This is a genomic window from Streptosporangium brasiliense (assembly GCF_030811595.1).
Taxonomy (GTDB): Bacteria; Actinomycetota; Actinomycetes; order Streptosporangiales; family Streptosporangiaceae; genus Streptosporangium; species Streptosporangium brasiliense.
The window spans coordinates 7,825,454-7,848,301 of sequence record NZ_JAUSRB010000002.1 but is presented as its reverse complement, the minus strand read 5'-3'; the positions used below and the strand labels follow the sequence as shown (position 1 = coordinate 7,848,301).

23 protein-coding genes are annotated in these 22,848 nt (G+C 73.0%); 12 read left to right on the top strand and 11 right to left on the bottom strand.

Annotation, left to right across the window (positions count from 1 at the left end):
• Positions 1 to 459 precede the first annotated feature (459 nt).
• Positions 460 to 996, top strand: coding sequence for a GNAT family N-acetyltransferase (locus J2S55_RS45015; protein WP_306874222.1), 537 nt, complete (start codon positions 460 to 462; stop codon positions 994 to 996).
• Here J2S55_RS45015 and J2S55_RS45010 read toward each other — a convergent pair.
• The gene (locus J2S55_RS45010; protein WP_306874219.1) at positions 974 to 1,735 is read right to left on the bottom strand and encodes a TetR/AcrR family transcriptional regulator; all 762 of its coding nucleotides are present in this window, start codon (positions 1,733 to 1,735) and stop codon (positions 974 to 976) included. The two genes, J2S55_RS45015 and J2S55_RS45010, sit on opposite strands and share 23 nt — an antisense overlap.
• 118 nt (positions 1,736 to 1,853) lie before the next feature.
• On the opposite strand from J2S55_RS45010, the gene J2S55_RS45005 reads away from it, so the two are divergent.
• The 4 genes from J2S55_RS45005 to erm all read left to right on the top strand — a co-directional run bounded on the left by J2S55_RS45005 (position 1,854) and on the right by erm (position 5,636).
• Positions 1,854 to 2,399, top strand: coding sequence for an MOSC domain-containing protein (locus J2S55_RS45005; RefSeq protein WP_306874216.1), 546 nt, complete (start codon positions 1,854 to 1,856; stop codon positions 2,397 to 2,399).
• Between the two features lie 52 nt (positions 2,400 to 2,451).
• On the top strand, positions 2,452 to 3,249 hold the full coding sequence (locus tag J2S55_RS45000; RefSeq protein ID WP_306874214.1) for a GNAT family N-acetyltransferase: 798 nt from the start codon (positions 2,452 to 2,454) through the stop codon (positions 3,247 to 3,249).
• 133 nt (positions 3,250 to 3,382) lie between these two features.
• Positions 3,383 to 4,477 (top strand): winged helix DNA-binding domain-containing protein, encoded by a 1,095-nt coding sequence (locus J2S55_RS44995; protein ID WP_306874210.1) that lies wholly within the window; start codon positions 3,383 to 3,385, stop codon positions 4,475 to 4,477.
• A 319-nt stretch (positions 4,478 to 4,796) separates the two neighbouring features.
• Positions 4,797 to 5,636: an ErmE/ErmH/ErmO/ErmR family 23S rRNA (adenine(2058)-N(6))-methyltransferase gene (erm, locus tag J2S55_RS44990; protein WP_306874207.1), complete on the top strand. Its 840-nt coding sequence runs from the start codon at positions 4,797 to 4,799 to the stop codon at positions 5,634 to 5,636.
• Between the two features lie 66 nt (positions 5,637 to 5,702).
• Here erm and J2S55_RS44985 read toward each other — a convergent pair whose 3' ends face one another.
• Positions 5,703 to 6,167, bottom strand: a complete 465-nt coding sequence (locus tag J2S55_RS44985; protein WP_306874205.1) for an Lrp/AsnC family transcriptional regulator — start codon at positions 6,165 to 6,167, stop codon at positions 5,703 to 5,705.
• A gap of 339 nt (positions 6,168 to 6,506) precedes the next feature.
• Here J2S55_RS44985 and J2S55_RS44980 point away from each other — a divergent pair, with 339 nt between their 5' ends.
• On the top strand, positions 6,507 to 7,157 hold the full coding sequence (locus J2S55_RS44980) for a LysE family translocator (RefSeq protein ID WP_306874202.1): 651 nt from the start codon (positions 6,507 to 6,509) through the stop codon (positions 7,155 to 7,157).
• Between the two features lie 18 nt (positions 7,158 to 7,175).
• Here the strand turns inward: J2S55_RS44980 and J2S55_RS44975 are convergent, their stop codons facing one another.
• Positions 7,176 to 7,763 carry a DUF4865 family protein gene (locus J2S55_RS44975; protein WP_306874199.1) on the bottom strand — a complete coding sequence of 196 codons (588 nt, stop codon included), beginning with the start codon at positions 7,761 to 7,763 and terminating at the stop codon, positions 7,176 to 7,178.
• A gap of 26 nt (positions 7,764 to 7,789) precedes the next feature.
• Entirely contained in the window at positions 7,790 to 8,359 is a 570-nt protein-coding gene (locus J2S55_RS44970; protein ID WP_306874196.1) for a TetR/AcrR family transcriptional regulator, read from the bottom strand.
• Positions 8,360 to 8,528: 169 nt separating this feature from the next.
• On the opposite strand from J2S55_RS44970, the gene J2S55_RS44965 reads away from it, so the two are divergent.
• On the top strand, positions 8,529 to 8,759 hold the full coding sequence (locus tag J2S55_RS44965; protein ID WP_306874194.1) for a hypothetical protein: 231 nt from the start codon (positions 8,529 to 8,531) through the stop codon (positions 8,757 to 8,759).
• A gap of 107 nt (positions 8,760 to 8,866) precedes the next feature.
• Here the strand turns inward: J2S55_RS44965 and J2S55_RS44960 are convergent, their stop codons facing one another.
• Complete coding sequence (locus tag J2S55_RS44960) at positions 8,867 to 9,286, bottom strand: hypothetical protein (RefSeq protein WP_306874191.1); 420 nt, start codon at positions 9,284 to 9,286, stop codon at positions 8,867 to 8,869.
• A gap of 408 nt (positions 9,287 to 9,694) precedes the next feature.
• Between J2S55_RS44960 and J2S55_RS44955 the strand changes: the two genes are divergently transcribed.
• Together J2S55_RS44955 and J2S55_RS44950 are read left to right on the top strand one after the other, a co-directional pair.
• Positions 9,695 to 10,300: a winged helix-turn-helix domain-containing protein gene (locus J2S55_RS44955; protein ID WP_306874188.1), complete on the top strand. Its 606-nt coding sequence runs from the start codon at positions 9,695 to 9,697 to the stop codon at positions 10,298 to 10,300.
• Positions 10,297 to 11,640: an MFS transporter gene (locus J2S55_RS44950; RefSeq protein ID WP_306874185.1), complete on the top strand. Its 1,344-nt coding sequence runs from the start codon at positions 10,297 to 10,299 to the stop codon at positions 11,638 to 11,640. The genes J2S55_RS44955 and J2S55_RS44950 overlap by 4 nt, the downstream gene beginning before the upstream one ends.
• 147 nt (positions 11,641 to 11,787) lie before the next feature.
• Here J2S55_RS44950 and J2S55_RS44945 read toward each other — a convergent pair whose 3' ends face one another.
• Positions 11,788 to 13,791: a HelD family protein gene (locus J2S55_RS44945; RefSeq protein ID WP_306874183.1), complete on the bottom strand. Its 2,004-nt coding sequence runs from the start codon at positions 13,789 to 13,791 to the stop codon at positions 11,788 to 11,790.
• Positions 13,792 to 13,864: 73 nt separating this feature from the next.
• Between J2S55_RS44945 and J2S55_RS44940 the strand changes: the two genes are divergently transcribed.
• A complete protein-coding gene (locus J2S55_RS44940; RefSeq protein WP_306874180.1) occupies positions 13,865 to 14,479 on the top strand; it encodes a TetR/AcrR family transcriptional regulator in 615 nt (204 codons plus the stop codon).
• 40 nt (positions 14,480 to 14,519) lie between these two features.
• Here J2S55_RS44940 and J2S55_RS44935 read toward each other — a convergent pair whose 3' ends face one another.
• Complete coding sequence (locus J2S55_RS44935) at positions 14,520 to 15,083, bottom strand: carboxymuconolactone decarboxylase family protein (protein ID WP_306874178.1); 564 nt, start codon at positions 15,081 to 15,083, stop codon at positions 14,520 to 14,522.
• Between the two features lie 125 nt (positions 15,084 to 15,208).
• Complete coding sequence (locus tag J2S55_RS44930) at positions 15,209 to 16,378, bottom strand: winged helix DNA-binding domain-containing protein (protein WP_306874175.1); 1,170 nt, start codon at positions 16,376 to 16,378, stop codon at positions 15,209 to 15,211.
• 180 nt (positions 16,379 to 16,558) lie between these two features.
• Between J2S55_RS44930 and J2S55_RS44925 the strand changes: the two genes are divergently transcribed.
• Entirely contained in the window at positions 16,559 to 17,524 is a 966-nt protein-coding gene (locus tag J2S55_RS44925; RefSeq protein WP_306874171.1) for a helix-turn-helix transcriptional regulator, read from the top strand.
• Positions 17,525 to 17,671: 147 nt separating this feature from the next.
• Here the strand turns inward: J2S55_RS44925 and J2S55_RS44920 are convergent, their stop codons facing one another.
• From J2S55_RS44920 to J2S55_RS44910, 3 genes are all read right to left on the bottom strand, one after another.
• Positions 17,672 to 18,364 carry a formylglycine-generating enzyme family protein gene (locus J2S55_RS44920; protein WP_306874169.1) on the bottom strand — a complete coding sequence of 231 codons (693 nt, stop codon included), beginning with the start codon at positions 18,362 to 18,364 and terminating at the stop codon, positions 17,672 to 17,674.
• A gap of 145 nt (positions 18,365 to 18,509) precedes the next feature.
• Positions 18,510 to 19,349 carry an SMI1/KNR4 family protein gene (locus tag J2S55_RS44915; protein ID WP_306874167.1) on the bottom strand — a complete coding sequence of 280 codons (840 nt, stop codon included), beginning with the start codon at positions 19,347 to 19,349 and terminating at the stop codon, positions 18,510 to 18,512.
• 191 nt (positions 19,350 to 19,540) lie between these two features.
• Positions 19,541 to 20,500: a DUF5996 family protein gene (locus J2S55_RS44910; protein WP_306874165.1), complete on the bottom strand. Its 960-nt coding sequence runs from the start codon at positions 20,498 to 20,500 to the stop codon at positions 19,541 to 19,543.
• A gap of 379 nt (positions 20,501 to 20,879) precedes the next feature.
• Between J2S55_RS44910 and J2S55_RS44905 the strand changes: the two genes are divergently transcribed.
• Positions 20,880 to 22,841 carry a right-handed parallel beta-helix repeat-containing protein gene (locus tag J2S55_RS44905; protein ID WP_306874162.1) on the top strand — a complete coding sequence of 654 codons (1,962 nt, stop codon included), beginning with the start codon at positions 20,880 to 20,882 and terminating at the stop codon, positions 22,839 to 22,841.
• Positions 22,842 to 22,848: the final 7 nt, after the last annotated feature.

The following is a 22,848-nucleotide window of genomic DNA, read 5'->3' as shown; positions in this document are numbered from 1 at the left end:
GTGGTGGCTCGACGGGCGGCAGGTGTGCGCAGCCGCACAAGCGGAGCCCCCAGCTTTGTAGCCCTCCTCCAAAGTCGCGCCCCTTTTCTGGGCGGAGCCGGAGAAACAGAACGCCCCACGGGTGCCGGAGCACCCGTGGGGCGGACGTCTAGTGCCGATGTGGCGGTCGCCTCCTCGGCGAGAGGCACAACACGGCTCCAGCCGAACGGTATTCCGTGAAGGCGGTAATTTGCGGCCCGGGGGACACAAACCACATCGGCACGATTACTCTAACTGACGTCCGCCGGTAGTTATTCCACCCCTGGGCCCCGGCGTGTCGGATGTGGCCGGGCGGTTCGGCCGCCCCGCAGGTCACGGCCCTCCGGCGCGGCCGGCCGCCCGTTTCCGTATGCTCCCGTGGCGCGGTCCCCACGCGGCCGCCGCGGGGGCCGACGACCCGAGGACCCGAGGAGAGGTGCGGTGGAGACCGAACGTCTGATCATGCGCAGGTGGCGCGAGGCCGATCGGGAGCCGTTCGCGGCGATGAACGCCGATCCCGAGGTGATGGAGCACTTCCCCGAGCCGCTGAGCCGTGAGCGGTCCGACGCGATGGTGGAGCGGATCGAGTCGGCGTTCGACGAGCACGGCTACGGGCTCTGGGCGCTGGAGGTGCGTGCCACGGGGGAGTTCATCGGGTTCACCGGGCTGGCGTGGCAGAGGTTCGAGGCGCCCTTCACCCCGGCGCTGGAGGTCGGCTGGCGGCTCGCCCGCTCCGCCTGGGGGCGCGGCTACGCCGGCGAGGCGGCCCGGGCGGCGCTCGACCACGGCTTCGGCCCGGCGGGGCAGGAGGAGATCGTCTCCATGACGGCCGTGGTCAACCTGCGCTCCCGGGCGGTGATGGAGCGCCTCGGCATGACCCGGGACCCGGCCGACGACTTCGACCACCCCCGGGTCGCGGCCGGCAGCCCGCTCCGGCCGCACGTGCTCTACCGGATCAGCCGCGACGCCTGGCGATGAGCATCTCGACGCCGTCGAGCACCCGCTCCAGGCCGAACTCGAAGAGCTGCTCGGACGGGACGTAGGCGGCCTGGTAGATCTGGCCCACCGCCCCGCCGACCCTGACCGCCGTCGGGTAGCTGGCCGGGTTGAAGATCTTCTCGAAGACCGGCCGGTGGGCCTGCCACCACTGCTCGTCGGTGACGCCGGTGTCCTGCTCGACCCGCGCGGCCGACACCGCGCCGCGCACGGTGCTGTGCACGTGGCCCAGGACCAGGCTGAGCACGGAGTCCATCTCGATCTCGGTCAGGCCGGTGCCGGCGATCGCGCCCAGCTCGTAGTCGTATTTCGCCATGAGGTTGGGGCCCAGCGGCGGACGCCCGATGTCGACCTGCAGCATCCACGGGTGGCGGCGGCACAGCTCCCAGTTCTCCCGGGCGACGAGCGTGAGCCTGGCCCGCCAGCCCCCGACGACGTCCTGGGGGCGGGCCGTCTCGCCGTACACGGTGTCGAGCATGACGTCGAGCAGCTCGGCCTTGCCCGGCACGTAGGTGTAGAGGGACATGGTGCCGACCCCGAGCCGCTCGGCGACGCGCCGCATCGACAGCGCGGCCAGCCCCTCGCCGTCGGCGATCTCGATCCCGGCCCGCACGATCCGGTCCACGCTCAGGTCGGGCTTGCCCTTGCGGCTGCTCCGCTCGCTGGTCCGCCAGAGCAGCGCCAGGCTGCGTGCAGGATCCCCCTTGCCGCTGTGTTCCATCGTGGTGAGCCTATCGGTCGCGGCGGCCCGGGGCGGGCAGGGCGATTCTGGTGGGAACGGCGATGAAGACGCGGATCGCGGCTATGACACGGCAGACAGGACAGGGCAGGATCGTCTCATGAATGACGGACGAGTGACAGCAGTGAGCCGTAGCGCCACGCACACCTTCACCAAGACCCGCGAGCCGGGTATCCGATTGCTGGCCGGGCTCGGTGTCGAAGGTGACGCGCATCTCGGGGTGACGGTCAAGCACCGCTCCCGGGTGGCCCAGGACCCGACCCAGCCCAACCTGCGCCAGGTCCACCTGATCCAGGCCGAGCTCCACGACGAGCTGGCGGGCGCGGGATTCGCCGTGGCGGCGGGCGAGCTGGGGGAGAACGTCACCACCCGGGGCGTCGACCTGCTCGGGCTCCCGGCGGGGGCGCTGCTGCGGCTGGGGGAGGAGGCGGTGGTCGAGATCACCGGGCTGCGTAACCCGTGCGTGCAGATCGACGTCTTCCAGCCGGGCCTGCTGAAGCAGGTCGTGGGCCGGGGCCCGGCCGGCGAGCTGGTCCGCAGGGCCGGGGTGATGGGCATAGTGGTGGCCGGCGGCGAGGTGCGGCCCGGTGACGCGATCGAGGTGGAGCTGCCGGCGCCGCCGCACCGGCCGCTGGACCGGGTCTAGTCCGGCGGCCGCGGGTCCCCCCGGCGGCCGGTGCTGTGATTGGGTGGTCGCAATGGACATCTCATCGCGGGCTCAGGCCTATCTCCACGCCTATGACGCACAGCTGCGGGGCAGGCCGGTGCCCGGCCGTACGGTCGAGAGGGTCGGGCCGGTGCTGCGGATCGTCTCCGACGGGCACGGGCAGGGCTCCCTGACCTACCGGGACCTGGGCGGGCTGGAGGGCGCGGAGCTGGACGCGTTCATCGCGGCCCAGCGCGACTTCTTCACCGAGATCGGCCGGCCGGTGGAGTGGAAATACCATGGCTACGACCTGCCGGCGGACCTGCCCGTCCGGCTGGCCGCGGCGGGGTTCGAGCCGGAGGAGCGCGAGACCGTCATGGTGGGCGAGGCGGCCGGGCTGGCCACGGTCCCCGTGCCGCCCGAGGGGGTGCGGCTGCGGGAGGCGGCCGGCCGGGCCGACCTGGAGCGGATCCGGGAGATGGAGGAGGCGGTCTGGGAGGCCGACCGGGGCTGGCTGCCCGACCTCCTGGAGCGGGACATGGCCGGGCCCGGTGACCGGTGCGCGGTGGTGCTGGCCGAGGCGGGGGAGCAGGTGGTCTGCGCGGCGTGGATGCGCTTCCACGAGGGCACGGACTTCGTCTCGCTGTGGGGCGGCTCGACGCTGAAGGAGTGGCGGGGGCGGGGCGTCTACCGGGCGATGGTGGCCCACCGGGCGGGGCTGGCGGTGGCGCGGGGGTTCCGCCTGGTGCAGGTGGACGCCTCCGAGGACAGTCGGCCGATCCTGGCCAGGCTGGGCCTGGCGGCGGTCGCGACGACGACGCCCTACGTGTGGGTGCCTCCGACCGCCTGACCGGGGGGGACGACGTGTCCGGCGGGCGGTCCGCGGAGGTCGCGCACGCGCCGCACTGCCGGGACTGCCTGGAACGGACTGTTCCATTCTGTTAAGGTGGATCCCCGAGGAAGATCTTGAGAAGAGGAGACGCATGCCCGAGGTGCTCAGCAGGCGCGCGCTCAACCGAGCCACCCTGGACCGCCAGCTGCTGCTGAGCCGGGCGGAGCTGCCGGCCTTCGAGGCGGTCCGGCACCTGTACGGCATGCAGGCCCAGGCGCCGGACCCGCCCTACATCGGGCTGTGGAGCCGCCTGGCGGCCTTCGGCCACGAGGACCTGTCGCGGCTGCTGCACGAGCGCAAGGTGGTGCGGCTGGCCCTGATGCGCTCCACCATCCACCTGGTCGCCGCGGACGACTGCCTGGCCCTGCGCCCGCTGCTGCGGCCGATGCTGGTGCGGGCGCTGCTGGGCTCGCGCGGCAAGGGGCTGGCCGGGCTCGACCTGGACGAGCTCGCCGCCGCCGGCCGGGCCCTGGTGGAGGAGGGGCCGCTCACCTTCGGCGAGCTCGGGGAGCGGCTGCGGGAGCGGTGGCCGGAGCGCGCGCCGGCCGACCTGGCCAACGCCGTGCGCAACACGGTGGCGCTGGTGCAGGTGCCGCCCCGGGGCATCTGGGGCGTGGGCGGGCAGCCCGCCCACACCAGCGCGGAGGTGTGGCTGGGCCGCCCCCTGGACGGGCGGGCCTCCCTTGAGGAGATGATCCGCCGCTATCTGGCCGCCTACGGCCCCGCGGCGGTGATGGACATCCAGCAGTGGTCGGGCATGACCCGGCTGGCCGAGGTCGTCAAGGGCATGGAGCTGCGGACCTTCGTGACCGAGGAGGGCGCGGAGCTGGTGGACCTGCCCGAGGCGTCCAGGCCCGGTCCCGACACCCCCGCGCCGGTGCGCTACCTGTCGGAGTTCGACAACATGCTGCTGTCGTTCAGCGAGCGGACCCGGACCCGGATCATGGCCGACGAGCATCGCGCGAAGGTCTTCACGGTCAACGGCATCATCAAGGCGACCGTGCTGGTGGACGGGTTCGTGCGGGGCAGGTGGAAGGTGGCCCGCAAGCGGGGCGAGGCGGTGCTGGAGGTGGAGCTGTTCCAGCCGGTGACGGCGGAGGAGCGGGCCGCGCTGGAGCGGGAGGGGATGCGCATGCTGGACTTCGTCGCCGGGTCCGCGGCGGTCCGGGACGTCCGGTTCGGCTGACGGTGCCGGGCCGCCGGGGCCGTGGTCAGGCCTCCGCCGCCGGGCGCGCCTCCTGAAAGCCGCCCGCGCGCCCGGCGCGGGACGGGCGGGTCCCACCGCGAAAACACGTTGCGCGGGCGGTGAGACGATCCGTATCGTCTGTGCCATGTGCATGTGCTTCGCCCCCTTCATGGGTGGCTTCGTGACGCGTCCCCGCTGCGGCCAGGCTCTGGCCCGCTAGGACGCGCTCCTTCCCCTTTCTCTTTTCTCCGCGTGTCCCCGATGCGTGCGCCCAGGGCCTCCGAGACCTGTTCACCTCGGACCCGAAAGGGCAACAGCTGTGGCGAAATCCTTCGCGCACGGAGACCATTCACACACCCAGAAGCAGGTCAGGAACGCCGGTGGCCGTACCGACCGTGACCGGGCCAGGCGTGTCCTCTCACAGAACTTCCTGATCGATCCGCACGCCGTACACCGGGTGGTCCAGGCCGCCGGGCCGCACGGGCTGGTCCTGGAGCCGGGTGCGGGAGAGGGCGTCCTCACCCGCGCGCTGACCGCGACATGTAAGGAGATCGTCGCCTATGAGATCGACCCGCGGCTGGCGGGCAGGCTCGCCGGAAGCATCCGCGGCGAGGACGCGGTCAAGGTGGTCAGAGGAGACTTCCTGAGGGCCCGCGCCCCCCGGGAGCCGTTCGCGGTCGTCGGGAACATCCCCTACGCGATCACTTCCAAGATCGTGTCCTGGTGCCTGGCCGCGCCCGCGCTGACCTCGGCGACGCTCGTCACCCAGTTGGAGTACGCGCGCAAACGCACCGGAGACTTCGGCCGGTGGAGCCTGCTGACCGTGCTGACCTGGCCGGAGTACTCCTGGCGGCTGCTGGGACGCATCGGCAGGGAGAGCTTCCGCCCGGTGCCGCAGGTCGACTCGGCGATCCTGGGCGTCGAGCGGCGGCCCGAGGCCCTGCTGCCCGGGGAGGCGTCGGCCGCCTACCGGGCGTTCGTCGAGTACGGCTTCGCCGGGGTGGGCGGCTCGCTGCACGCCTCGCTGAGGCTGCGCCACCCGGCCCGCCGGGTGGACGCCGCGTTCGAGGCCGCGGGAGTGCGGCCCGACACGGTGGTGGCGTTCGTCCACCCCGAGCAGTGGCTGACCCTGTTCGGCCACCTCCACCCCGTGGGGTGACGGTGGCCGCACCGACGGTGCGGCAGTGTCCGGGGCCGGTCCGCGAGGGCCGGCCCCGGGCACGGCTCACGCCGGATCGGGCAGGCGGGTGAGCACGGTGTTGTGGACCCGCTGAAAGATCACCGAGGTGCGGAAGCCGGAGATCTCACGGCGCTGGCTGAGCTGGTCCAGCAGGAAGGCGTGCAGGTGGTCCAGGTCCTGCACGGCGACATGCAGCAGGAAGTCGTCGCCGCCGGCCAGGACGAAGACGCTCAGCACCTCGGGCAGGGCGCCGACCGAGTCCTTGAAGGTCTCGATGACGGCCCGGCTCAGCGGGCGCACCTGGACCGAGACCATGGCCTGCACGCCGCGGTTGAGCGCGGCGTGGTCGATGTCGGCGTGGTAGCCCCGGATCACGCCGCGCCGGGTGAGCGTGCGGACCCGTTCCAGGCAGGTGGAGGGGGCGACCCCGAGCTTGCGGGCCAGTTCCCGGTTCGACTGCCGCGCATCTGTCTGCAGAAGTCGGATGATCTCCGTATCAAGTTCGTCCATGGCCGGGATAATGGCACTCGTCCCAGTCAAACGTGCGCCTGATAGCAAGATTTGACGGCTACATGGCTACTTTGTCCCTTGCTGAGCCGTCTGTTTGAAGGAGCACGGAGATGGGGCTGACGGCCAAGCTGGTCCTGGTGATCCGCGAGGGGCTGAGCCGGCGCCGGCGGTGACAGCCGCCGCCGACGACGTCGACCACGTCGCGGTGGCCGTTCTCGGCCCCCGCGACCGGGGCACCGCGCTGACCGAACGGCTGCCGCTGCACGGTGGCACAGCTGTACGGAGGCGTAGTTGCACGGCGGCGGATACCGCCTTTCGGCGGGAATCTACACTTCTGGGGTGATCGCCTCCGCTCTCGCCTTCATGCTCGTCGCGTTGATACTCACCGTCTCTCCGGGGCCGGACACCGTGATCGTGCTCCGCACCACGATCTCCTCGGGCCGTAGAGCCGCCTTCCTCGCCGGGCTGGGGGTCACCCTCGGCTGCTACACCTGGGGGGTGGCCACCGCGCTCGGCCTGACCGCGCTGCTGGCCGCCTCCGACGTCGCCTACACCGCCGTGCGGATCGCCGGCGTCGCCTACCTGGTCTGGCTCGGGGTGCGCGCGCTCTGGAACGCCCGCCGTCCCGCCGGCCCGGACGGAGCCGCCGGCCCGGACGGCCTCGCGGACGGGCTCCCCGGTGCTCCCGCCCGGGCTCTGGCGCTCATGCGGACCGGGTTCGTGACCAACCTGCTCAACCCCAAGGTGGGGGTCATCTACATGACCCTGCTGCCGCAGTTCATCCCCGCGGACGTCCCCGTGCTGCCCGCGACCCTGCTCCTGGTCACCCTGCACAACCTGCTGGGCATGGTGTGGTTCGCGTCCGTGGTCCTCGCCGCGAGCCTCATGCGGCGCGGCCTCACCCGGCCGGCCGTCCGCCGTCGCATGGAGCAGTTGACCGGAGTGGTGTTCATCGGCTTCGGCGTCCGCCTGGCGGCCGAGTCCGGCTGACGCGCGGCCGGCGGCGGCCTACCACTGCCGGCCCGTTCCGATGTCGGCGAGGTGCGGGGCCGACAGGTGGAGCACCTCGTAGCGGGTGTCGGCCGTCTCCGGGGCGGCGTGCTCCCAGAGGGTGAAGTGGACCAGCTCCCAGCTCCGGGGGTCGACCGCCAGGGCGCCAGTGTGCACGCCCTCGGCGCGGGCCTGCCGCCGGAACTCGCCCAGCGCCCGCTCCACCACCGGGGCCGGGTCGGCGCCGGCCGGGATCGGCTCGGTGCGGCGGGTGGCCGCGCGGGGGACGGCTCCGTGCGCGGGGCCCCGCTCCAGGGCGACACCCGTCCAGTGCCGGACTTCGGGGCGGCCGAAGTCGTCGACGATCCCCCCGAATCCGGCGCCGCCCCACAGGAAGCGGTTCATCCCGCCGATCCCGGCCCACAGGTAGAACGGGGCGTACTGGTTGACCGGCGAGCCGCCGCTGCCGCGTTCGCGGATGACGAACGCCTTGAGCCCGAGCCCGGGGAAGGCGTCGAGGGCCGAGCCTCTCGTCGCCACCCGGCGGCGGATGACGTCCATGTCGTAGTCGGCGGGCAGCGTGATCTCGTACTGCATGGCGTACATGGGAGAGGACCTCTCCTGCGGGGCCGTCAGGCGGCCGTGGTGCGGGCGGTGAGCAGGCCGAGCACGCCGTTGACGGCCCGGTCGAACGGCTCGGCCGAGCCGGCGGCCCTGGCCAGGACGTAGCCTCCCTGCAGCACGGCGACGATCGTGGCCGCGGTGTCGTCCGGATCGAGGCCGGCGGCGAGTCCGTCCCGGGGCCGGTCCTCGGCGAGGATCCCCGCCAGCCGGCCGCGCAGCCACGCGAAGGTCTCCTCCAGCGGCTGCCGCAGGCTCGGGCTGGCGACGACCTCGGGATCCTGCGTCAGTCGCCCGATCGGGCAGCCGCGCAGCACGTCCCGCTCCCGCCGCAGATAGGCCGAGATCCGCTCGACCGCGGTCCCGGGGCCGGACAGCTGTGCCTCGGCCGTGGCGCGCATCTCCTCGGCGGTGCGCCGTACGGCCGCCAGCGCGAGGTCGGGCTTGCCGGAGAAGTGGTGGTACATGCTGCCTTGGCCGGCACCCGCCCGCTGCTGGATCGCCTTGGGGCTGGTGCCGACGTAGCCCCGTTCCCAGAGCAGTTCTCGGGTGCTCTCGATCAGACGTTCCGGAGTGCTCATGCCATGACTGTACATACTAGTAGGTACAGTCTCAAACGCCCTGGCGGCGACCGGGTCCCCGCGCCGGCGGAGATGCCGGGAGCGCCGGAAACTTTACGGCGCGCGGGGGTTACCCGGCGCCGGAGGTGATCAGGGAGACCCTTGGGAGTGCTGGTGGAGGGCCGATGTCATGAACAGGTACGTCGAACTGGCCGCGGTCTGGAAGGTCATGGTGACCGGGGTCGGCGGTGGCGTGGGCCTGGTCGCGATCTACGCGCTCGGTCTCGTGGAGCTGTCGGCCGGCCTCGGTAGAGGCGGGCCTGGCGACCGGCGGCCGCTCCCCCTTCTCCTCGCCGGGGTGTGCTTCCTGATCGTCGTCGCGGGGGTCGGTCTCGGGCTGTACACGCTGCTGGCGAGGTGAGCCCGCGGCCGGTGGGGCCCTCGTGCGTGAAGGGCCGGGCCGTGCGGGGGTGGGCCGGATGCGCCCGGTCGGCTCGGTCGCGGGGCCGGCTCGGTCGCGGGGCCGGCTCAGTCGCGGGTGAGCTCCTCGACGACCAGACCGGTGCCGATCCCCAGGAGCCAGACGTCCTTGGCGACGCTGAGCCCTTCCTGGGTGGGACGCAGGCTGCCCTCCTGCCGCAGGCCCGGCGTCCGCAGGTAGAGGCCGACCAGGCCGCCGGCGAAGGCGGTGAGCGCGGCGCCCGCCAGTAGTGACGGCACCAGCGGGACCAGCAGCGCCGTGCCGACGGCGATCTGCCCCTTGGCGAGCCATCGGGTGAACTGCTCGGGGTCCATGTCCTTCAGGAAGGGGTAGGCCGTCGCCGCCATCCCGTGGATGTGGGCCGCGCTGTCCTTGTAGGAGTCCGCCAGGGTCAGCCCCGAGTTCAGGATGAAGGCGCCGGCGGCGAGCCGGACCGGGAACTGATGGGGACGGGTCAGGATCCGCATGAGTCCTCGCAGTGGTCGACGGGGCAGAAAGCATGCTCTTTCCCCGGTTCTCACAGGTCATCCGCTTATTGATCGTTTCTTGAACCTCGCGGGGCCTTCCATGGCCTTCCGGGTCCGGGAGAAGGGGCGGCTGTGGTGCGGGCGGGGAGGGGTCTCGGAGGGCCTCGGAGGGCCTCGGAGGGAGGGGTCTTCAGGACGGGGTCTGCGGGAGAGCGCGGCCGCCCGCCTGTCCGGCTGATCCGTTCTGGCTGATCCACCCCCGGCCGCCGCCCGGCCGGCCGTACCCGTGCGCCGGGCCCCGCCGCTCCCGCTCGATCTCGCCGGAGGCGCGGACCGGACCCCAACTTGCAGAGGACACTCTGCCAACATCACTATGCAGAGGACCCTCTGCAAGTTATGGTGGCGGGCATGATCGACGACCCTGGCCCCGCGGCCGGAGCCTCCCGGCCCGTCCGGACAATCGACGCCCGTAGCCTGCGCGGGCTGGCGCACCCACTGCGCATGCAGCTGCTGGAGCTGCTGAGGCTCGACGGTCCCGCGACCTCCGCGGTCCTGTCCGAGCGGCTGGGGGAGAAGACCGGGACCGTCAGCTGGCACCTGCGCCACCTCGCCGAGCACGGCTTCATCGAGGAGGAGGCCGGACGCGGCACCAGGCGCGAGCGCTGGTGGCGGGTGGCGAGGGACCGGACGGTGCTCAACACCGCCGAGTTCCGCGACGACCCCGACACCCGGGGCGCGCTCTCTGTCTACCTGCACGAACTGGTGAGCCAGCACTTCAGCCGGGTCGTCGACTCCCTCACCGAGGACTGGGACGACCGGTGGCGCGACGCCCGGACCATCTCCGCCTGGAGTGAACTGCGGATGACGCCGGCTCAGCTCGCCGCGCTGAACGAGGAGCTGACCGCCGTCGTCGAGCGGTGCCTCCCGGGCCCGGACGCCGAGCCCGATCCGGACGCGCTCCCCGTCATCGTGCAGCTCCAGTCCTTTCCCCGCAGGGAGCGTGGCGGCGCGTGAGCCAGGACACGCGCGGCGGCCTGCTGCGCCGCCACCGCGACTTCCGGCTGCTGTGGTGCGGCGAGGTCGCGGGCAAGTTCGGCGCCTCCGTGACGGGGGTGGCGATGCCGCTGGTCGCCGTCTCCGTCCTGCACGCCGGCACCTTCGAGGTCGGCCTGCTGACCGCCGCCGCCTGGCTGCCCTGGCTCCTCGTCGCCCTGCCGGCCGGGGTCTGGGTGGACCGGCTGCGCCGCAGACCGATCATGCTGACCGCCGCGGCCGTCTCCTTCCTGCTGTTCGCCTGCGTCCCGGTCGCGGCGTGGTCCGGCGTCCTGAGCATCGGGCTGCTCGTGGCCGTCGCCCTGCTGGCGGGCACGGCGGCGGTGTTCTTCCAGACCGCCTACAGCGCCTATCTCCCCTCCATCCTGGAGCCCGGCGACCAGTCCGAAGGCAATGCCAAGCTGCACGGGAGCGCCTCGGCCGCGCAGATCGCCGGGCTCGGGGCGGGCGGCCTGATAGCGCAGCTGGCCGGGGCGGTGAACGGGCTGACCGCCAACGCCGCGACGTTCCTGGTGTCCCTGCTCTGCCTGGCCGGCATCCGGCACCGCGAGCCGCGCCCGGCCAGGACGGAACGGCGGCCCAGGGCGCTGGCCAGGGAGATCGGCGAGGGGCTGCGCCTGGTCGCCGGAGATCCCTGGTTCCGGACGCTGACGCTCTTCGGGGCCACCTCCAACCTCGCCCTGATGGGCTACCAGTCGATCCAGGTGGTCTTCCTGGTCCGGGACGTCGGCCTGGCCCCCGGGACCGTCGGCGGGTTGATCGCGGCCGCCGGTGCCGGCGGCGTCGCCGGGGCCTTCGCCGCCCGCCGGGCCGCCGTGAGGATCGGCACCGCCCGTGCGACGCTGCTGTTCGAGCAGGGGTTGGCCGTCTTCGCCCTGCTCATCCCGCTCACCTTCGACGGGGCCGGTCTGCTGCTGTACGTCGTCGGCGGCTTCTGCGTCTCCGCCGGCGTGGTGGCCGGCAACGTCATCAAGGCGAGCTTCCAGCAGAGCTACTGCCCGCCCGGACTGCTCGGCCGGCTCACCGCGAGCACCGCGTTCCTCAACTACGGGACCATCCCGCTCGGCGCGCTGCTCGGCGGCACGCTCGGCACCGTCCTGGGGGACCGCCCGGCGATGTGGGTGATGACGGCGGGGGTCCCGCTGGCCGGGCTGATCCTGTGGTTCTCGCCGATCCGCCGCCACCGCGACCTGCCGGCCTCGCCCCGGCAGGCCGCCGCGCCCCCGGCGCCGGTGACCGCCGACGGCGCGGACGTGCCGGCGGGAGCCCCGGGCGGGCGGAAGGAGCAGCAGGAATCATGATCAAGATCGCGGTGGCCGGTGTCTTCGTCGAGGATCAGGGCAAGGCTCTCGCCTTCTACCGAGCGATCGGCCTGCACCGGGTCGGCTGAGCGGGCCGGGCCCGTGCGGCCGCCGGGGGAGGGGCCCCTCCCCCGGCGGCGGGCCGTCTCACGCCCCGGCCAGCTGCGGCGGCAGCGGGCGGCGGTGCAGCACGTCGAGCCGTGAGACGGCGCGGGTGAGCACCACGTACAGCCGGTTGAGGCCCCGCGCCCCGGCCTCCACGATCTCCGCCGGCTCGACCACCACCACGTGGTCGTACTCCAGCCCCTTGGCCACCGTCGCGGGTACGACGGTCACCCGCGCGTCGCCCGCCTCGCCGGCCTCGGTGATCGTGACGCCCGCGTCCCACAGCGCCGCCGCCAGCCCTTCGACGGCGGCGTCGGCGGCCACGACGGCGATCGAGCCTTCGCGCAGGAGGGCCTCGCGCACCGCGGCGACGGCGGCCCGCGTGAGATCGGGCACCTCCTCGACGCGGAGCCGGCCGTCGGACCGGAAGGAACGGGTCGGTGGCACGTCCACCTCAAGCTCTCCCAGCAGGCGGTTGGCGAGCGCGACGACGGCCGCGGGCACCCGGAAGCCGGTCGTCAGCGCGATCACCTGGGCTCCCGGCTTGCCCAGATGGGCCAGCCGGTCCCGCCAGTCGCGGGCGGCCCACGGCGTCGTGCCCTGGGCCAGGTCGCCCAGCACGGTGATCGAGCCGTGCTCGCTCCTGCGGGCGACGGCCCGGCACTGCATCGCCGACAGGTCCTGGGCCTCGTCGACGATCACGTGCCCGTAGCTCCGCGGGCGCTCCAGCAGGCCGGCGACCTCGTCGATGAGCACGGCGTCGGCCGCCGACCATCTGGCGCTCTTGAACGTCCGCGGCGGTCTGGCCCACCCGATCGCCGCCTGCTCCTGCGGGGTCAGCGTCCCGTCCGCGGCGCGTGCCAGCGCCGCCGGGTCGCCGAGCAGCTCCGCCACCACCTCCTGCGGCCGTACGGCGGGCCACACCGCGTCCAGGAACGGGGTGACGGCCCTGCCCATCTTGCGCGTCCAGGCGGCGTTGACGGTCCGTCCCCGCGCTTCGGCCTGCCGTTGCAGCATGGTGACGGTGCGGGAGAGCACACGTTCGCGTCCGACGGCGTAGGGCGGAGCCTCGCGCCGGGTGTCGTCGACGATGCGGCGCAGCTCCTCCTCGGCGACGCGCCAGCGGTAGGAGCCGTCGGGGACGGTGACCGGCCCGGTGGGCCTGCGCACCCGCCCGTACAGCGCCCGGCGCAGCACGTCCGCCATGCGGGCGTCGTGCTTGACGGCCGCGGCGGCGTCGCCGTCCACTCCCTGTACCGGTCCGGGGGCCAGCAGCCGTTCCAGGGTGGTCTGCTCGACGTCGACCTCGCCCAGGGCGGGCAGCACCGCCGAGATGTAGCCGAGGAACGCCCGGTTGGGGCCCAGGACCAGCACGCCTCCGCGTTCGAGCCGCTGCCGGTGGGCGTACAGCAGGTAGGCGGCCCGATGCAGGCCGACGGCGGTCTTGCCGGTGCCGGGGGCTCCCTGGACGCAGATCGACTCCTCCAGGTCGGCGCGGACCAGCTCGTCCTGCTCGGGCTGGATGGTGGCGACGATGTCCCGCATCGGGCCGACGCGGGGGCGCTCGATCTCGGCCGCCACGATCCGGCTCGTGGCCCCCAGATCCTCGCCGTGGTCGAGCCGCTCGTCCTCGAAACCGGTCAGCGTCATGCCCGCCCAGCCGAACCGGCGGCGTACGGCGACGCCCTGGGGGTCACGGGCGCCGGCCCGGTAGAAGGCCCTGGAGACGGGGGCGCGCCAGTCGATCACCATCGGCTGCTGCCCCACGTCGCCGGAGATGTGCCGCCGGCCGATGTAGTAGCGCTGGGCGCGGTGGTCGCCGGCGGCGGCGTCCGAGCCGAAGTCGAGGCGGCCGAAGAACGGCGGGCCTCCGGGCTCCTCTCCCAGCTCCTTGGCGAGGCTTTTGAGGTGCCGCCCGAGCCGCTCGGCGCTGTAGCGGTCGCCCGCCACCCGCTCGCCGATGACGACGTTCAGGCGGGCGCCGTCGAGCATCCTGCGCAGCGCCGCCTCGCAGCGTGCGACGTAGGCCTTCTCGTCGTCGAGCACGGTCCCTCCAACCCATCAAGCGTTAACTCGGTTAAGATATTAACTAGGTTAACAGCATTGGTAGGATGGAGGCATGACGGGACTCCGGGACATCAAGCGACAGCGGGTTCATGAGGCGATCTCCACGGCGGCGATCACGCTGTTCCTGGAGCGGGGGTTCGGGGAGGTTTCCGTCGCCGAGATCGCGGCGGCCGCGGAGGTCTCCAAGCCCACCCTGTTCAAATACTTCGCCACGAAGGAGGACCTCGTCCTGCACCGGATCGCCGACCACCAGGGCGAGGCCGCGCGCGTCGTCCGGCGGCGCCGGCCGGACGAGGGGCCGCTGGACGCGCTGGAGCGCCACTTCATGGCGGGTCTGGACCGGCGCGACCCGGTCACCGGCCTCAACGACCACGCGGAGGTGCTCGCCTACCACCGCATGGTCTTCTCCACCCCCAGCCTGGCGGCCCGCCTGTTCCACCACATGGCCATGGACGAGGAGGCGCTGGCCGGGGCGCTCGCCGAGGACGCCGACGATCTCACCGCGAGTCTCCTGGCCGGCCAGGTGCTCGCCGTGCAGCGCGTGCTGGCCCGCCGGAACTGGCTGCGGCTGGCCGAGGGGGAGACGGCCGCGCGGCTCCATCCCGAGGCCGTCCGCGCCGCCGCGCACGCGTTCGCCCTGCTGCGCCGGGGCCTGGACGCCGCGTGAGCCTCCGCGCGGTCCACGGCGCGGCCCGGGCGGAGGGCCGCTAGAGGGCGTCTCCGTCCCAGGCGAAGGCCGCCAGCGGCGGGTCGAGAGGGGCATCGATCATCCGGTTGGCGAAGGTCGAGATCGTGTAGGTGCCGATCCCCAGGACGACTTCGAGGGCGTTCTGCGGGGTGTAGCCGGCGTCGAGGAAGGCCCGCAGCTCCTCGTCGCCGACCGCGCCGCAGCGGTCCATGACGGCATGGGTGAACACCCGCAGGGCCTCCAGCCGCGCGTCCGGGAGGGGCTTGCGGGACCGCAGCGCCTCGACGAGCTCGGGCGCGGCCTCCTGCCGGACCAGTGTGGCGGTGTGCATCGCCACGCAGACGTGGCAGCTGTTGCGGGTGGCGACGGTCAGGATGAGGACCTCGCGGTCGAGGGGGGCGAGGGTGGTCTGCTCGAAGATGCCGTTGACCGTGAGGAACCCCTTGAGCGTCTGCGGGGAGAGGGCCATCCGCCCGACCGCCTCGGGGAGGTAGCCGAACTTCTGCTCCGAGGCCTCCAGGATCGGGCGGGCGGCGGCCGGTGCGCTCTCGGCGGTAAGGGTGACGAAGACGTTCTCGGACATCGGACCTGCTTTCGGGGACGGGCGTGCCTGCGCACGCCGCGACATAATGGTCAACGTGGTTGTCCAAATGGTAAACCTGGTTGACGATTATGGCAACGGGGCGCCGGAGCCCGGCGGGGCCCGGCCTACGCGTGAGCGCCCACGGTCACGGTGCCGATCGTCAACCGGGGCTCCCCTTCGAGGAACTCCCCGACCCGCTCCACCTGGTCGTCGAGCTCGCCGCGCCGTGCCGCGGTGAGCGGGGCGAACGGCTCCACCGTGATGTCGAGCCTGCGGCCGGAGCGTCGCTGGTGCCAGACCCCGGCGGCCGTCCCGTCGACGAGCAGCACCGGGAAGTTCCCCGCCTGGCCGCCGGCCAGGGCGCGGCCGGCGGCCGGGCCGGGGAAGAGCAGTTCGCGCGGGTGGCAGCCGACGGTGTAGGCGTCGAAGTAGGGCAGCAGCCGCACCCCCCGGGGCGGTGCGGAGGGCATCGCGCCGTCCCCGGCGGCCAGCCATGCCGGGGCGCCGTCGACCTCCACCCGCTCGAGCTCGCCGGCCAGGGACTCGAACAGCTCCGCCGCCCACCGCCGCGGTACGGCCAGCCACTGGGCGAACTGGGCGGGCGTGGCCGGGCCGTACGCGTGCAGGTAGCGCTTCAGGACGCCGGCGAGGGCGGTGGCCCCGTCGGCGGGCCGGAAGCCGGGCAGCCACCGGCGCGGGCTGGTGTAGGTGACCTTGCGGCCCCGGTTGGGGCCGAAACACAGCGCGCCCCGGTCCGCCGCCGTGGCGAGGGCCTGGCGCCAGCGCGGCCACATGTCCTGGAATCCGGGCATGACCAGGTCACCGGCCCAGGGGCCGGTGGCGGCGATGACCTCCTGGCTCAGCTCGTCGATGGTCAGCTCGGCGTCCTGCAGCACGGCCGCGATCGCCTCCACGACCTCATCGGTCTGCCCCGGTGTCAGCCGTACGTTCTTGGCATGGCTGTTGCGCAAGGGCAGCGCCGACAGCGCGCCGGTCCACATGGGCAGGTCGCCGGTGGGCAGCAGGTGCACGGTGCCCCGCGGTCCGAACGTCTTGACCAGGCTGCGCTCCTCCCACAGCGCCCGGCGGACGTCCGCGCGGGTGAGGCCGGCGACGCGCAGCCCGATGGACAGCTCGGCGGCCGACAGCACCTGGGCGTGCGCGCCGCACATGGCGGCGACGACGTCGGCGGGCCGGGCGTCGCGGGACGGGACCGACAGGGCATGCCGCTCCAGGCGCCTGGCGCAGACCTCGCTCCATGACAGGTGTGACATCTGGCCCGTGCGGATGCTCATTCGGTGGTGCTCCTTCGATGGTCGCGCTCCGTGAGGGCGGAGCCGTCCGGAAGTCGGATACGGCCACCGGGGCCACGGTCCGTTCCGCGACGCGACGCGATGAGGTGATGAGGTGAGGTGTCCGACCCTAGAACCTATGTAGGTCCGTTCCTGTCCCATATGACTGGCATCCTGGACTGCATGAGCGACACTCCCGCCCGGCTGTTCACCCTCCTGTCCCTGCTCCAGACCCCGCGCGAATGGCCCGGCAGCGAGCTCGCCGACCGCCTGCAGGTCAGCCCGCGCACCATCCGCCGCGACATCGACCGGCTGCGCGAGCTGGGCTACCCGGTGCAGGCGACGATGGGCGCGGTGGGCGGCTACCGCCTGGTCGCGGGCGCGGCCATGCCACCGCTGCTGCTCGACGACGAGGAGGCCGTGGCCATCGCGGTCGGCCTGCGCACGGCGGCCGGACACCCCGTGGAGGGCATCGAGGAGGCCTCCGTGCGGGCCCTCGCCAAGCTCGAACAGGTGCTGCCCTCCCGGCTGAGGCACCGGGTCGGCGCCCTGAACACCGCCACCGTCCAACTGCCGGTCAGCGGCGGCCCGACCGTCGCCCCCGAGGACCTGACCGTGCTGGCCGCGGCGATCGCCAACCGCGAGCGGCTGCGCTTCGGCTACCGCGCGGGCGACGGGACCGAGACCAACCGCCTGGCGGAGCCGCACCGCCTCGTGGCGGCCGGACGTCGCTGGTACCTGGTCGCCTACGACAACGACCGCGACGACTGGCGGATCTTCCGCGTCGACCGGATCCGGCAGCCGAGGCCGACCGGCGCGCGGATCACCCCACGCGAGCTGCCCGCCGACGACGCGGCCGCCTACGTCAGCCGCAAACTCCGCAGCCTGGCCCCCACCTATCGGGCGGTGGCGACCCTGTACGCGCCGGTCGAGGAGGTCGCGAGGCGTCTCGGCAGCGCCCCCGGCGACCTGGAGCCGATCGACGAGCACAGCTGCCGGCTGCACAGCCACACCGACACGCTGGAGTGGCTGGCGTTCCGGCTGGCCATGCTCGGCTGCGAGTTCGAGGTTCACGGACCGCCGGAGCTCGCCGAATGCCTGCGCGCCCTGGGAGGCCGGGCGTCACGCGCGGCGGGCGCGGTCTCCTAGCGCTCCAGCCGTGGACCGTGATCAGGCCGCCGGTCGACGGCAGGGGCCGGTCCGGGCGCCGCACCGGTGGCACCGGCAGGCCCGGCTCGGCGGCGGGTCAGCCGGCCCCCGCCGGGAACGGGGCGGACCGGCGATGGGGTGCGGCGCTCACCGCGACCGGGCGAGCCGGAAGCCGAGATCGTCGACGCGGAAGGTCGGATGGCTCTTGCGGCGGCACGACGCCCGGCATCCTCGGGGCCGATCGGACCAGCCCCCGCCGCGGAACACACGGTAGGGGCCGTAGACCGTGGGATCGTAGACGTCCCAGCACCACTCCCACACGTTGCCGATCATGTCGTAGAGGCCCCACGCGTTCGGCGCCTTGGCCGCGACGTCGTGCACCTCGCCGCCGGAGTTGTCGCGGTACCAGGCGATCTCGTCCAGCTCCCCGTAGCGGACGCCGGAGGTCCCCGCCCTGCACGCGTACTCCCACTCCGCCTCGGTCGGGAGGCGATAGCCGTCGGCCTCCCCGTCGTGGACCACGTCTCGCCCGTCGGGGTCGTCGCCCATCGCGTAGCAGGGTTCGAGCCCCGCCGCCCGCGAGAGCAGGTTGCAGAAGCGGACGGCCTCCTTCCAGGAGACCTCGGTGACCGGGGTCCGCGGCCCCGCCGGGCTCGCGGACCTCTCGCCCCGGACGGCGTCGTACAGCTCGCGGGTCACGGGGCAGGGCGCCAGCAGGAAGGCCCCGACCTCGACCTTCCAGTCCGTCTTCGTGCCCTCGTCCCGTAGGACGATCTCCCCGGCAGGGATCTCGATCATGGGCTCGGCGGGCGACCGGCGCAGCGTCGATTCAGGTCTCATCGCGGGCCCGAGCCTACATGATCGATATGTGGCGGTGACATGCGGGCACACCTGCGGCCGGGGCGGCTCGGCGTCCAGGGCACGCGCCATACCTGCGCGCCGGTGGTGGGGCCGCCTCGCGACCGCCGATGATCGTCGACAGGCTTCAGGTCCAGACGGGTTCGCCGAGGTGTGTCGTCGTCGACAGCACCTGGCAACCCATGCGGCGGGCCGCGTCGAGCAGCGTGACACGGGCCCGCTCTCCGTCTTCGGGCGGGAAGGCGGCCCGGATCTGGTGACCGTAGGCCGTCTCGTAGGTCAGCAGCCAGCCGAGCTCCGTGGCGGCGAAGTGGTCCTGCCGGTCGCCGTCCTCGTCGCTGTAGCCGCCCCGGTCGGCCGTGGGCGCGAGCGCCTCGCGCAGGATCCGCAGCCGCTCGTGATAGGGCGACTCGCCCTCGGACAGCTTGATGTAGACGTGTTCGCGCTCGCGGAACGGCTCGAACCACGGCGACGCCTCGACCCCGTCGGGCAGTATCGGCGTGGTGATCCGCCCGCTCAGCCAGCCGTGCAGGAACTCCACGGCGCTGACGTCATATGCGGCGTAGGCGACGCTGCGCGGATTCCAGACCACGACGCGCCAGCTGTCCGGTTCCCCCTCGGTCAGCCAGCAGAGCGAGTCACCGTTGTCGGTGCCGGCCCACTCCAGCAGCCCGCCGGGCTCCGGGTGGAACGGGTAGGGGCACTCGTCGGGATACTGCTCGCGGAAGGACCGCTCCCTGTCCAGCAGCCGCCGAGCGTGCTGGATCAGCAGCTCGTGAGTACCGAACGGGGTCAGCGGCGTGATGAGGTCGACGAACTGGCCGCGCCCGTACCGCTCGACGAGCGCTTTGAAGTCGGTGGGCAACCCAAGCCCGAGGGCGGCCTCGACCTCACTCCAGTCGCCTTGCGCATCGACCGGTTCCGTGGGCGGCGGCACGAGGCGGATCAGTCCGTCAATCACTGTCATGGCCCGCGAGTGTAACGAGCCGGCGCGGCCGGAGGTCCGTCCCGGTCCCGTCGGGCCGGGTGAAGGCCGCGGCCGCCACGCGGTGGCGTGGCGCGGCCCGCGGGAGAGCCGGCAGGTGGGGGAGGGGCATTCCCGGAAAGCCCCGTGCCGCCGGAGGATCGACGGCTCGGGACAGGCCCGGGGCAGTACGGCTAGGGCTGCTCCGGCGGTTGCTGCGGGGCCTCCTGCTCGACGAGCGGGTCGGTGGTCCCGGGCAGGCTGACGAGCAGGGCCCTGTCCCAGCGGGCCCGCCGGGCGCCCGCCTGGTAGGCGCAGTCGAGGAAGTCCAGCACGGTGGCGACGGGATCGTCGTGGGCGCGCGCGTCGTCGTAGCGCAGGACGGCCAGGTGGCTGCCCCGCTGCGGCAGCCAGGCCGCCTCCTCGGGGCGGAGCGGCTCCTCGGCGAGACCCGCCGGTTCGGGCGCGGTGTAGGAGTAGAACGCCGGCCAGGGCATCGCGTCGTCGCCGAACCAGAATCCGCTGCTGATGACCTCCCGGGAGTAGGCCTCCCTGGTGACGGGATCGGCCTGGGGCTGCGCGCCGACCGAGCGGCCCGAGAAACGGGTCACGGCGATGTCGAAGGTGTGCCAGAAGTGGTGCACCGGACTGATCTTGCCGCAGAACCTCGCCGCGAAACGTTCCAGCACCAGGTTGACCTGCGACAGGACCTGCCAGTACCGGTTGACCAGCACCGGGTCGTAAGCCGCGTGCTTGGTGTCCTGGGCGAACGGCGTGCTGTCGGCGAGCCCGAACGGCTCGGCCTCGATCGCCACCTCGATGCCCAGGTCCTCCAGCGCGGCGAAGAAGGTCCGGTGGAAGGAGGAGACCGACTGGCCCGTCAGGCCGAACGACACGCTGTGCCCGTCCAGCCGGTTGACGATCAGCCGGTGGGCGACGAAGTCGAAGTCGACGGTGAAGACCGGCACGCCGTCGAAGCCGCCTGACGGGCGTGTGGTGATGCCCCGCCCGGTCAGGTGGAAGGGGACGTTCCACCAGTGGTTGCGGCGGACGCTCGTGGCCAGCCGTACTTTGCCGACGATCTGCGTGAACCGGTGCACGGTCTCCTTCGTGTCGGCCCACCCCTCCAGCGGCATGGCGGGAAACCACTCCATCGCTGCCCCTCCCCTCGTCCGGCGCCGCGGCCCCTGACCGGCGCCCCCGGGGAGCCGGGGCGCAGCTCCCCGAGCATTTCCACTAAAAGTAGTCATATCATGGCTTAAAGTGATCATTCGCTGTGGAGGTCCCGGGCGGACCGTACCGCAGGGGGGCGCGGCCGGCCGTGGGGAGCCCTGTTGATCTGCGCTTACTTCGCCGGGAGGGGGGAATCCAACCCCTGACCGGCCGTCCGGACCGGTCGGTCCTGGGGCGGGTGCGCCGGGGACCGTCACCCGCCTGTACCGACGCGGCCGATGTGACGCCCGCCTCCGCGGTCCCGGCCCCTCGCCCCTCGCGTCGCACCGGCGGGCCCAGTTTCGCCGAGAGGAGCCCGGGATGCATCTGCCCGGAGACCTGCAGACCGTCGTCGTGACCGGACAGTATCTGAACCCCGACGGCGAGCCCCGCCGCGGCAGCGTGCTCATCGAGCCCGAGCCCGCCACCCTCACCAGCGCCGAGCACGGCCTCATCGTCCTCGGCGGGACGGAGGCCCAGCTCGACGAGTCCGGCCGCTTCAGGCTCGAACTGCTGGCCACCGACGCCGCGGGCGTGACCCCCTCCCACTGGGTCTACCGCGTCACCGAGCGGTGGCCCGACGCCCCCGGCCGCACCTACTCCCTGGCGCTGCCCGCCGCCGAGCCGGTCGTCAGCCTGCCCGCGGCCGCCGTCCCGGTGGACCCCCTCGTCTACGACGCCCGCGAGTACGGCCTGGCCGGCGACGGCGTCACCAACGACCAGCCGGCCCTGGCGGAGTTGGTCCGCCGGGCCGGGGACGGCTGCGCCGCCGACGGCCGGGCGCGTGTCATCTACTGCCCGGCCGGTGTGTATTCGATCCGGGACGCGGGCACCGTGTGGAGGAGCGGGGTGTCGCTCGTCGGCGCGGGTCCGGCCGCGACCCGGTTCGTGCTGTCGAACCCCGGCGATCCCACCGATCCGACACCGCTGGCCTTCTTCACCGCCATCCAGCACGGCGCCGGCCGCGACAACCACATCGCCGACTGCACCTTCGCCGGCTTCGAGATCGACGGCTCCGGTGTCGAGCTCGGGGAGTACGACGTGCTCGCCAAGGGGCTGGGCCTGCAGTACGTGCTCCGGGGCCATTTCCACGACCTGTACATCCATCACACCGCCGCCTCGGGCTTCGGCTGCGACTTCCTGCAGGACACGGTGGTGGAGAGCGTCATCGCCGTCGGCTGCGGGCGGCTGGACAGCGGCACGCAGATGGGCGGGGCCGGTCTGGGCATCGGGATCGGCGGCTGGGGCGCCGTCGAGCGCCTCACCATCACCGGCTGCACCGCCGTCGGCAACGGGACCAACGGCGTCTTCCTGGAACTCCAGGACCGGGATTGGACCCCGCCCCGCGGCATCCGCATCACCAACTGCCACGCGGAGGGCAACCGGTACGGCATCTCCGACTGGGGCGCCGACGGGCTCATCGTCGCCGCCTGCACCATGATCGGTAACCACGAGGCGGGCTACGACGTCTCGGGCCTGGGCACGACCTCCGTCGCCGGCCGGGGTGGCATCGTCACCGGCTGCGTCGTCGACGGCAACGTCCTCGACGGCATCAGCATCGGCAATACGCCCGGCCGTTACAGCGTCCAGGGCAACCGCGTCAGCCGCAACGGCCGCTACGGCTACCGCCAGCACAACATGCCCGGTGGCCCCGCGCACGCCTCCACCGAGATGGTCCTCGACGGCAACGACATCTGGGGCAACGCCCTCGACGGCGTCCGTGTCGACGGCACCCTCGTCGACGCCGCCCTGCTCGACAACCGGATCCGCGACAACGGCGAGCAGACGGCCCCCGCGGCCTCCGGCGAGGGCGACGGCGTCACCTACACCGCCACGTCCCTGACCGACACCGCCGCCGCCTGGCTCCCCGGAGGTCACCGCGGAAAGACGCTCACCGCCGGCGGGTGCAGGGCGATCGTCACCGCCAACACCGCCACCGAGCTGTTCCTCGCCCCCTTCCACCCCGGCGTGGCGACGGCCTGGGAGGGGGAGCCGCCCGCGGCGGGCACCCCGTACAGCCTGCCCGACCGTCCCGCCGTCCGCGCCGGCCTCACCCTGAACGCGCCGACCCTCAGCCCGACGGTCCGCGGCAACCGCGTCTGGGACAACCAGGACCCCAAGACGCAGACCCATGGTCTGTGGATCACCGGCAGCGGCAATTGTGTGTCGGGCGCGGTGCAGGACAACGATCTGGCGGGCAACGCCGCGGCCGCCGTCTGTTTCGACACCGCCCCCTCCGGTGGGCGCTGGGAGCGCAACTACGGGGTCGCCGCCCGTCCCTGACCGCCCG

Bases quoted from the DNA above. Each gene is read 5' to 3' on its own strand.
- J2S55_RS44995 (WP_306874210.1), top strand. From the start codon at position 3,383: ATGCCCGAGGTGCTCAGCAGGCGCGCGCTCAACCGAGCCACCCTGGAC.
- J2S55_RS44955 (WP_306874188.1), top strand. From the start codon at position 9,695: ATGATCGACGACCCTGGCCCCGCGGCCGGAGCCTCCCGGCCCGTCCGG.
- J2S55_RS44970 (WP_306874196.1), bottom strand. From the start codon at position 8,359: ATGAGCACTCCGGAACGTCTGATCGAGAGCACCCGAGAACTGCTCTGG.
- J2S55_RS44915 (WP_306874167.1), bottom strand. From the start codon at position 19,349: ATGACAGTGATTGACGGACTGATCCGCCTCGTGCCGCCGCCCACGGAA.
- J2S55_RS44905 (WP_306874162.1), top strand. From the start codon at position 20,880: ATGCATCTGCCCGGAGACCTGCAGACCGTCGTCGTGACCGGACAGTAT.
- J2S55_RS44935 (WP_306874178.1), bottom strand. From the start codon at position 15,083: ATGTCCGAGAACGTCTTCGTCACCCTTACCGCCGAGAGCGCACCGGCC.
- J2S55_RS44965 (WP_306874194.1), top strand. From the start codon at position 8,529: ATGAACAGGTACGTCGAACTGGCCGCGGTCTGGAAGGTCATGGTGACC.
- J2S55_RS44930 (WP_306874175.1), bottom strand. From the start codon at position 16,378: ATGAGCATCCGCACGGGCCAGATGTCACACCTGTCATGGAGCGAGGTC.
- J2S55_RS44975 (WP_306874199.1), bottom strand. From the start codon at position 7,763: ATGTACGCCATGCAGTACGAGATCACGCTGCCCGCCGACTACGACATG.
- J2S55_RS44940 (WP_306874180.1), top strand. From the start codon at position 13,865: ATGACGGGACTCCGGGACATCAAGCGACAGCGGGTTCATGAGGCGATC.
- J2S55_RS44925 (WP_306874171.1), top strand. From the start codon at position 16,559: ATGAGCGACACTCCCGCCCGGCTGTTCACCCTCCTGTCCCTGCTCCAG.
- J2S55_RS44985 (WP_306874205.1), bottom strand. From the start codon at position 6,167: ATGGACGAACTTGATACGGAGATCATCCGACTTCTGCAGACAGATGCG.
- J2S55_RS45000 (WP_306874214.1), top strand. From the start codon at position 2,452: ATGGACATCTCATCGCGGGCTCAGGCCTATCTCCACGCCTATGACGCA.
- J2S55_RS45010 (WP_306874219.1), bottom strand. From the start codon at position 1,735: ATGGAACACAGCGGCAAGGGGGATCCTGCACGCAGCCTGGCGCTGCTC.
- J2S55_RS44920 (WP_306874169.1), bottom strand. From the start codon at position 18,364: ATGAGACCTGAATCGACGCTGCGCCGGTCGCCCGCCGAGCCCATGATC.
- J2S55_RS44910 (WP_306874165.1), bottom strand. From the start codon at position 20,500: ATGGAGTGGTTTCCCGCCATGCCGCTGGAGGGGTGGGCCGACACGAAG.
- J2S55_RS45005 (WP_306874216.1), top strand. From the start codon at position 1,854: ATGAATGACGGACGAGTGACAGCAGTGAGCCGTAGCGCCACGCACACC.
- J2S55_RS44960 (WP_306874191.1), bottom strand. From the start codon at position 9,286: ATGCGGATCCTGACCCGTCCCCATCAGTTCCCGGTCCGGCTCGCCGCC.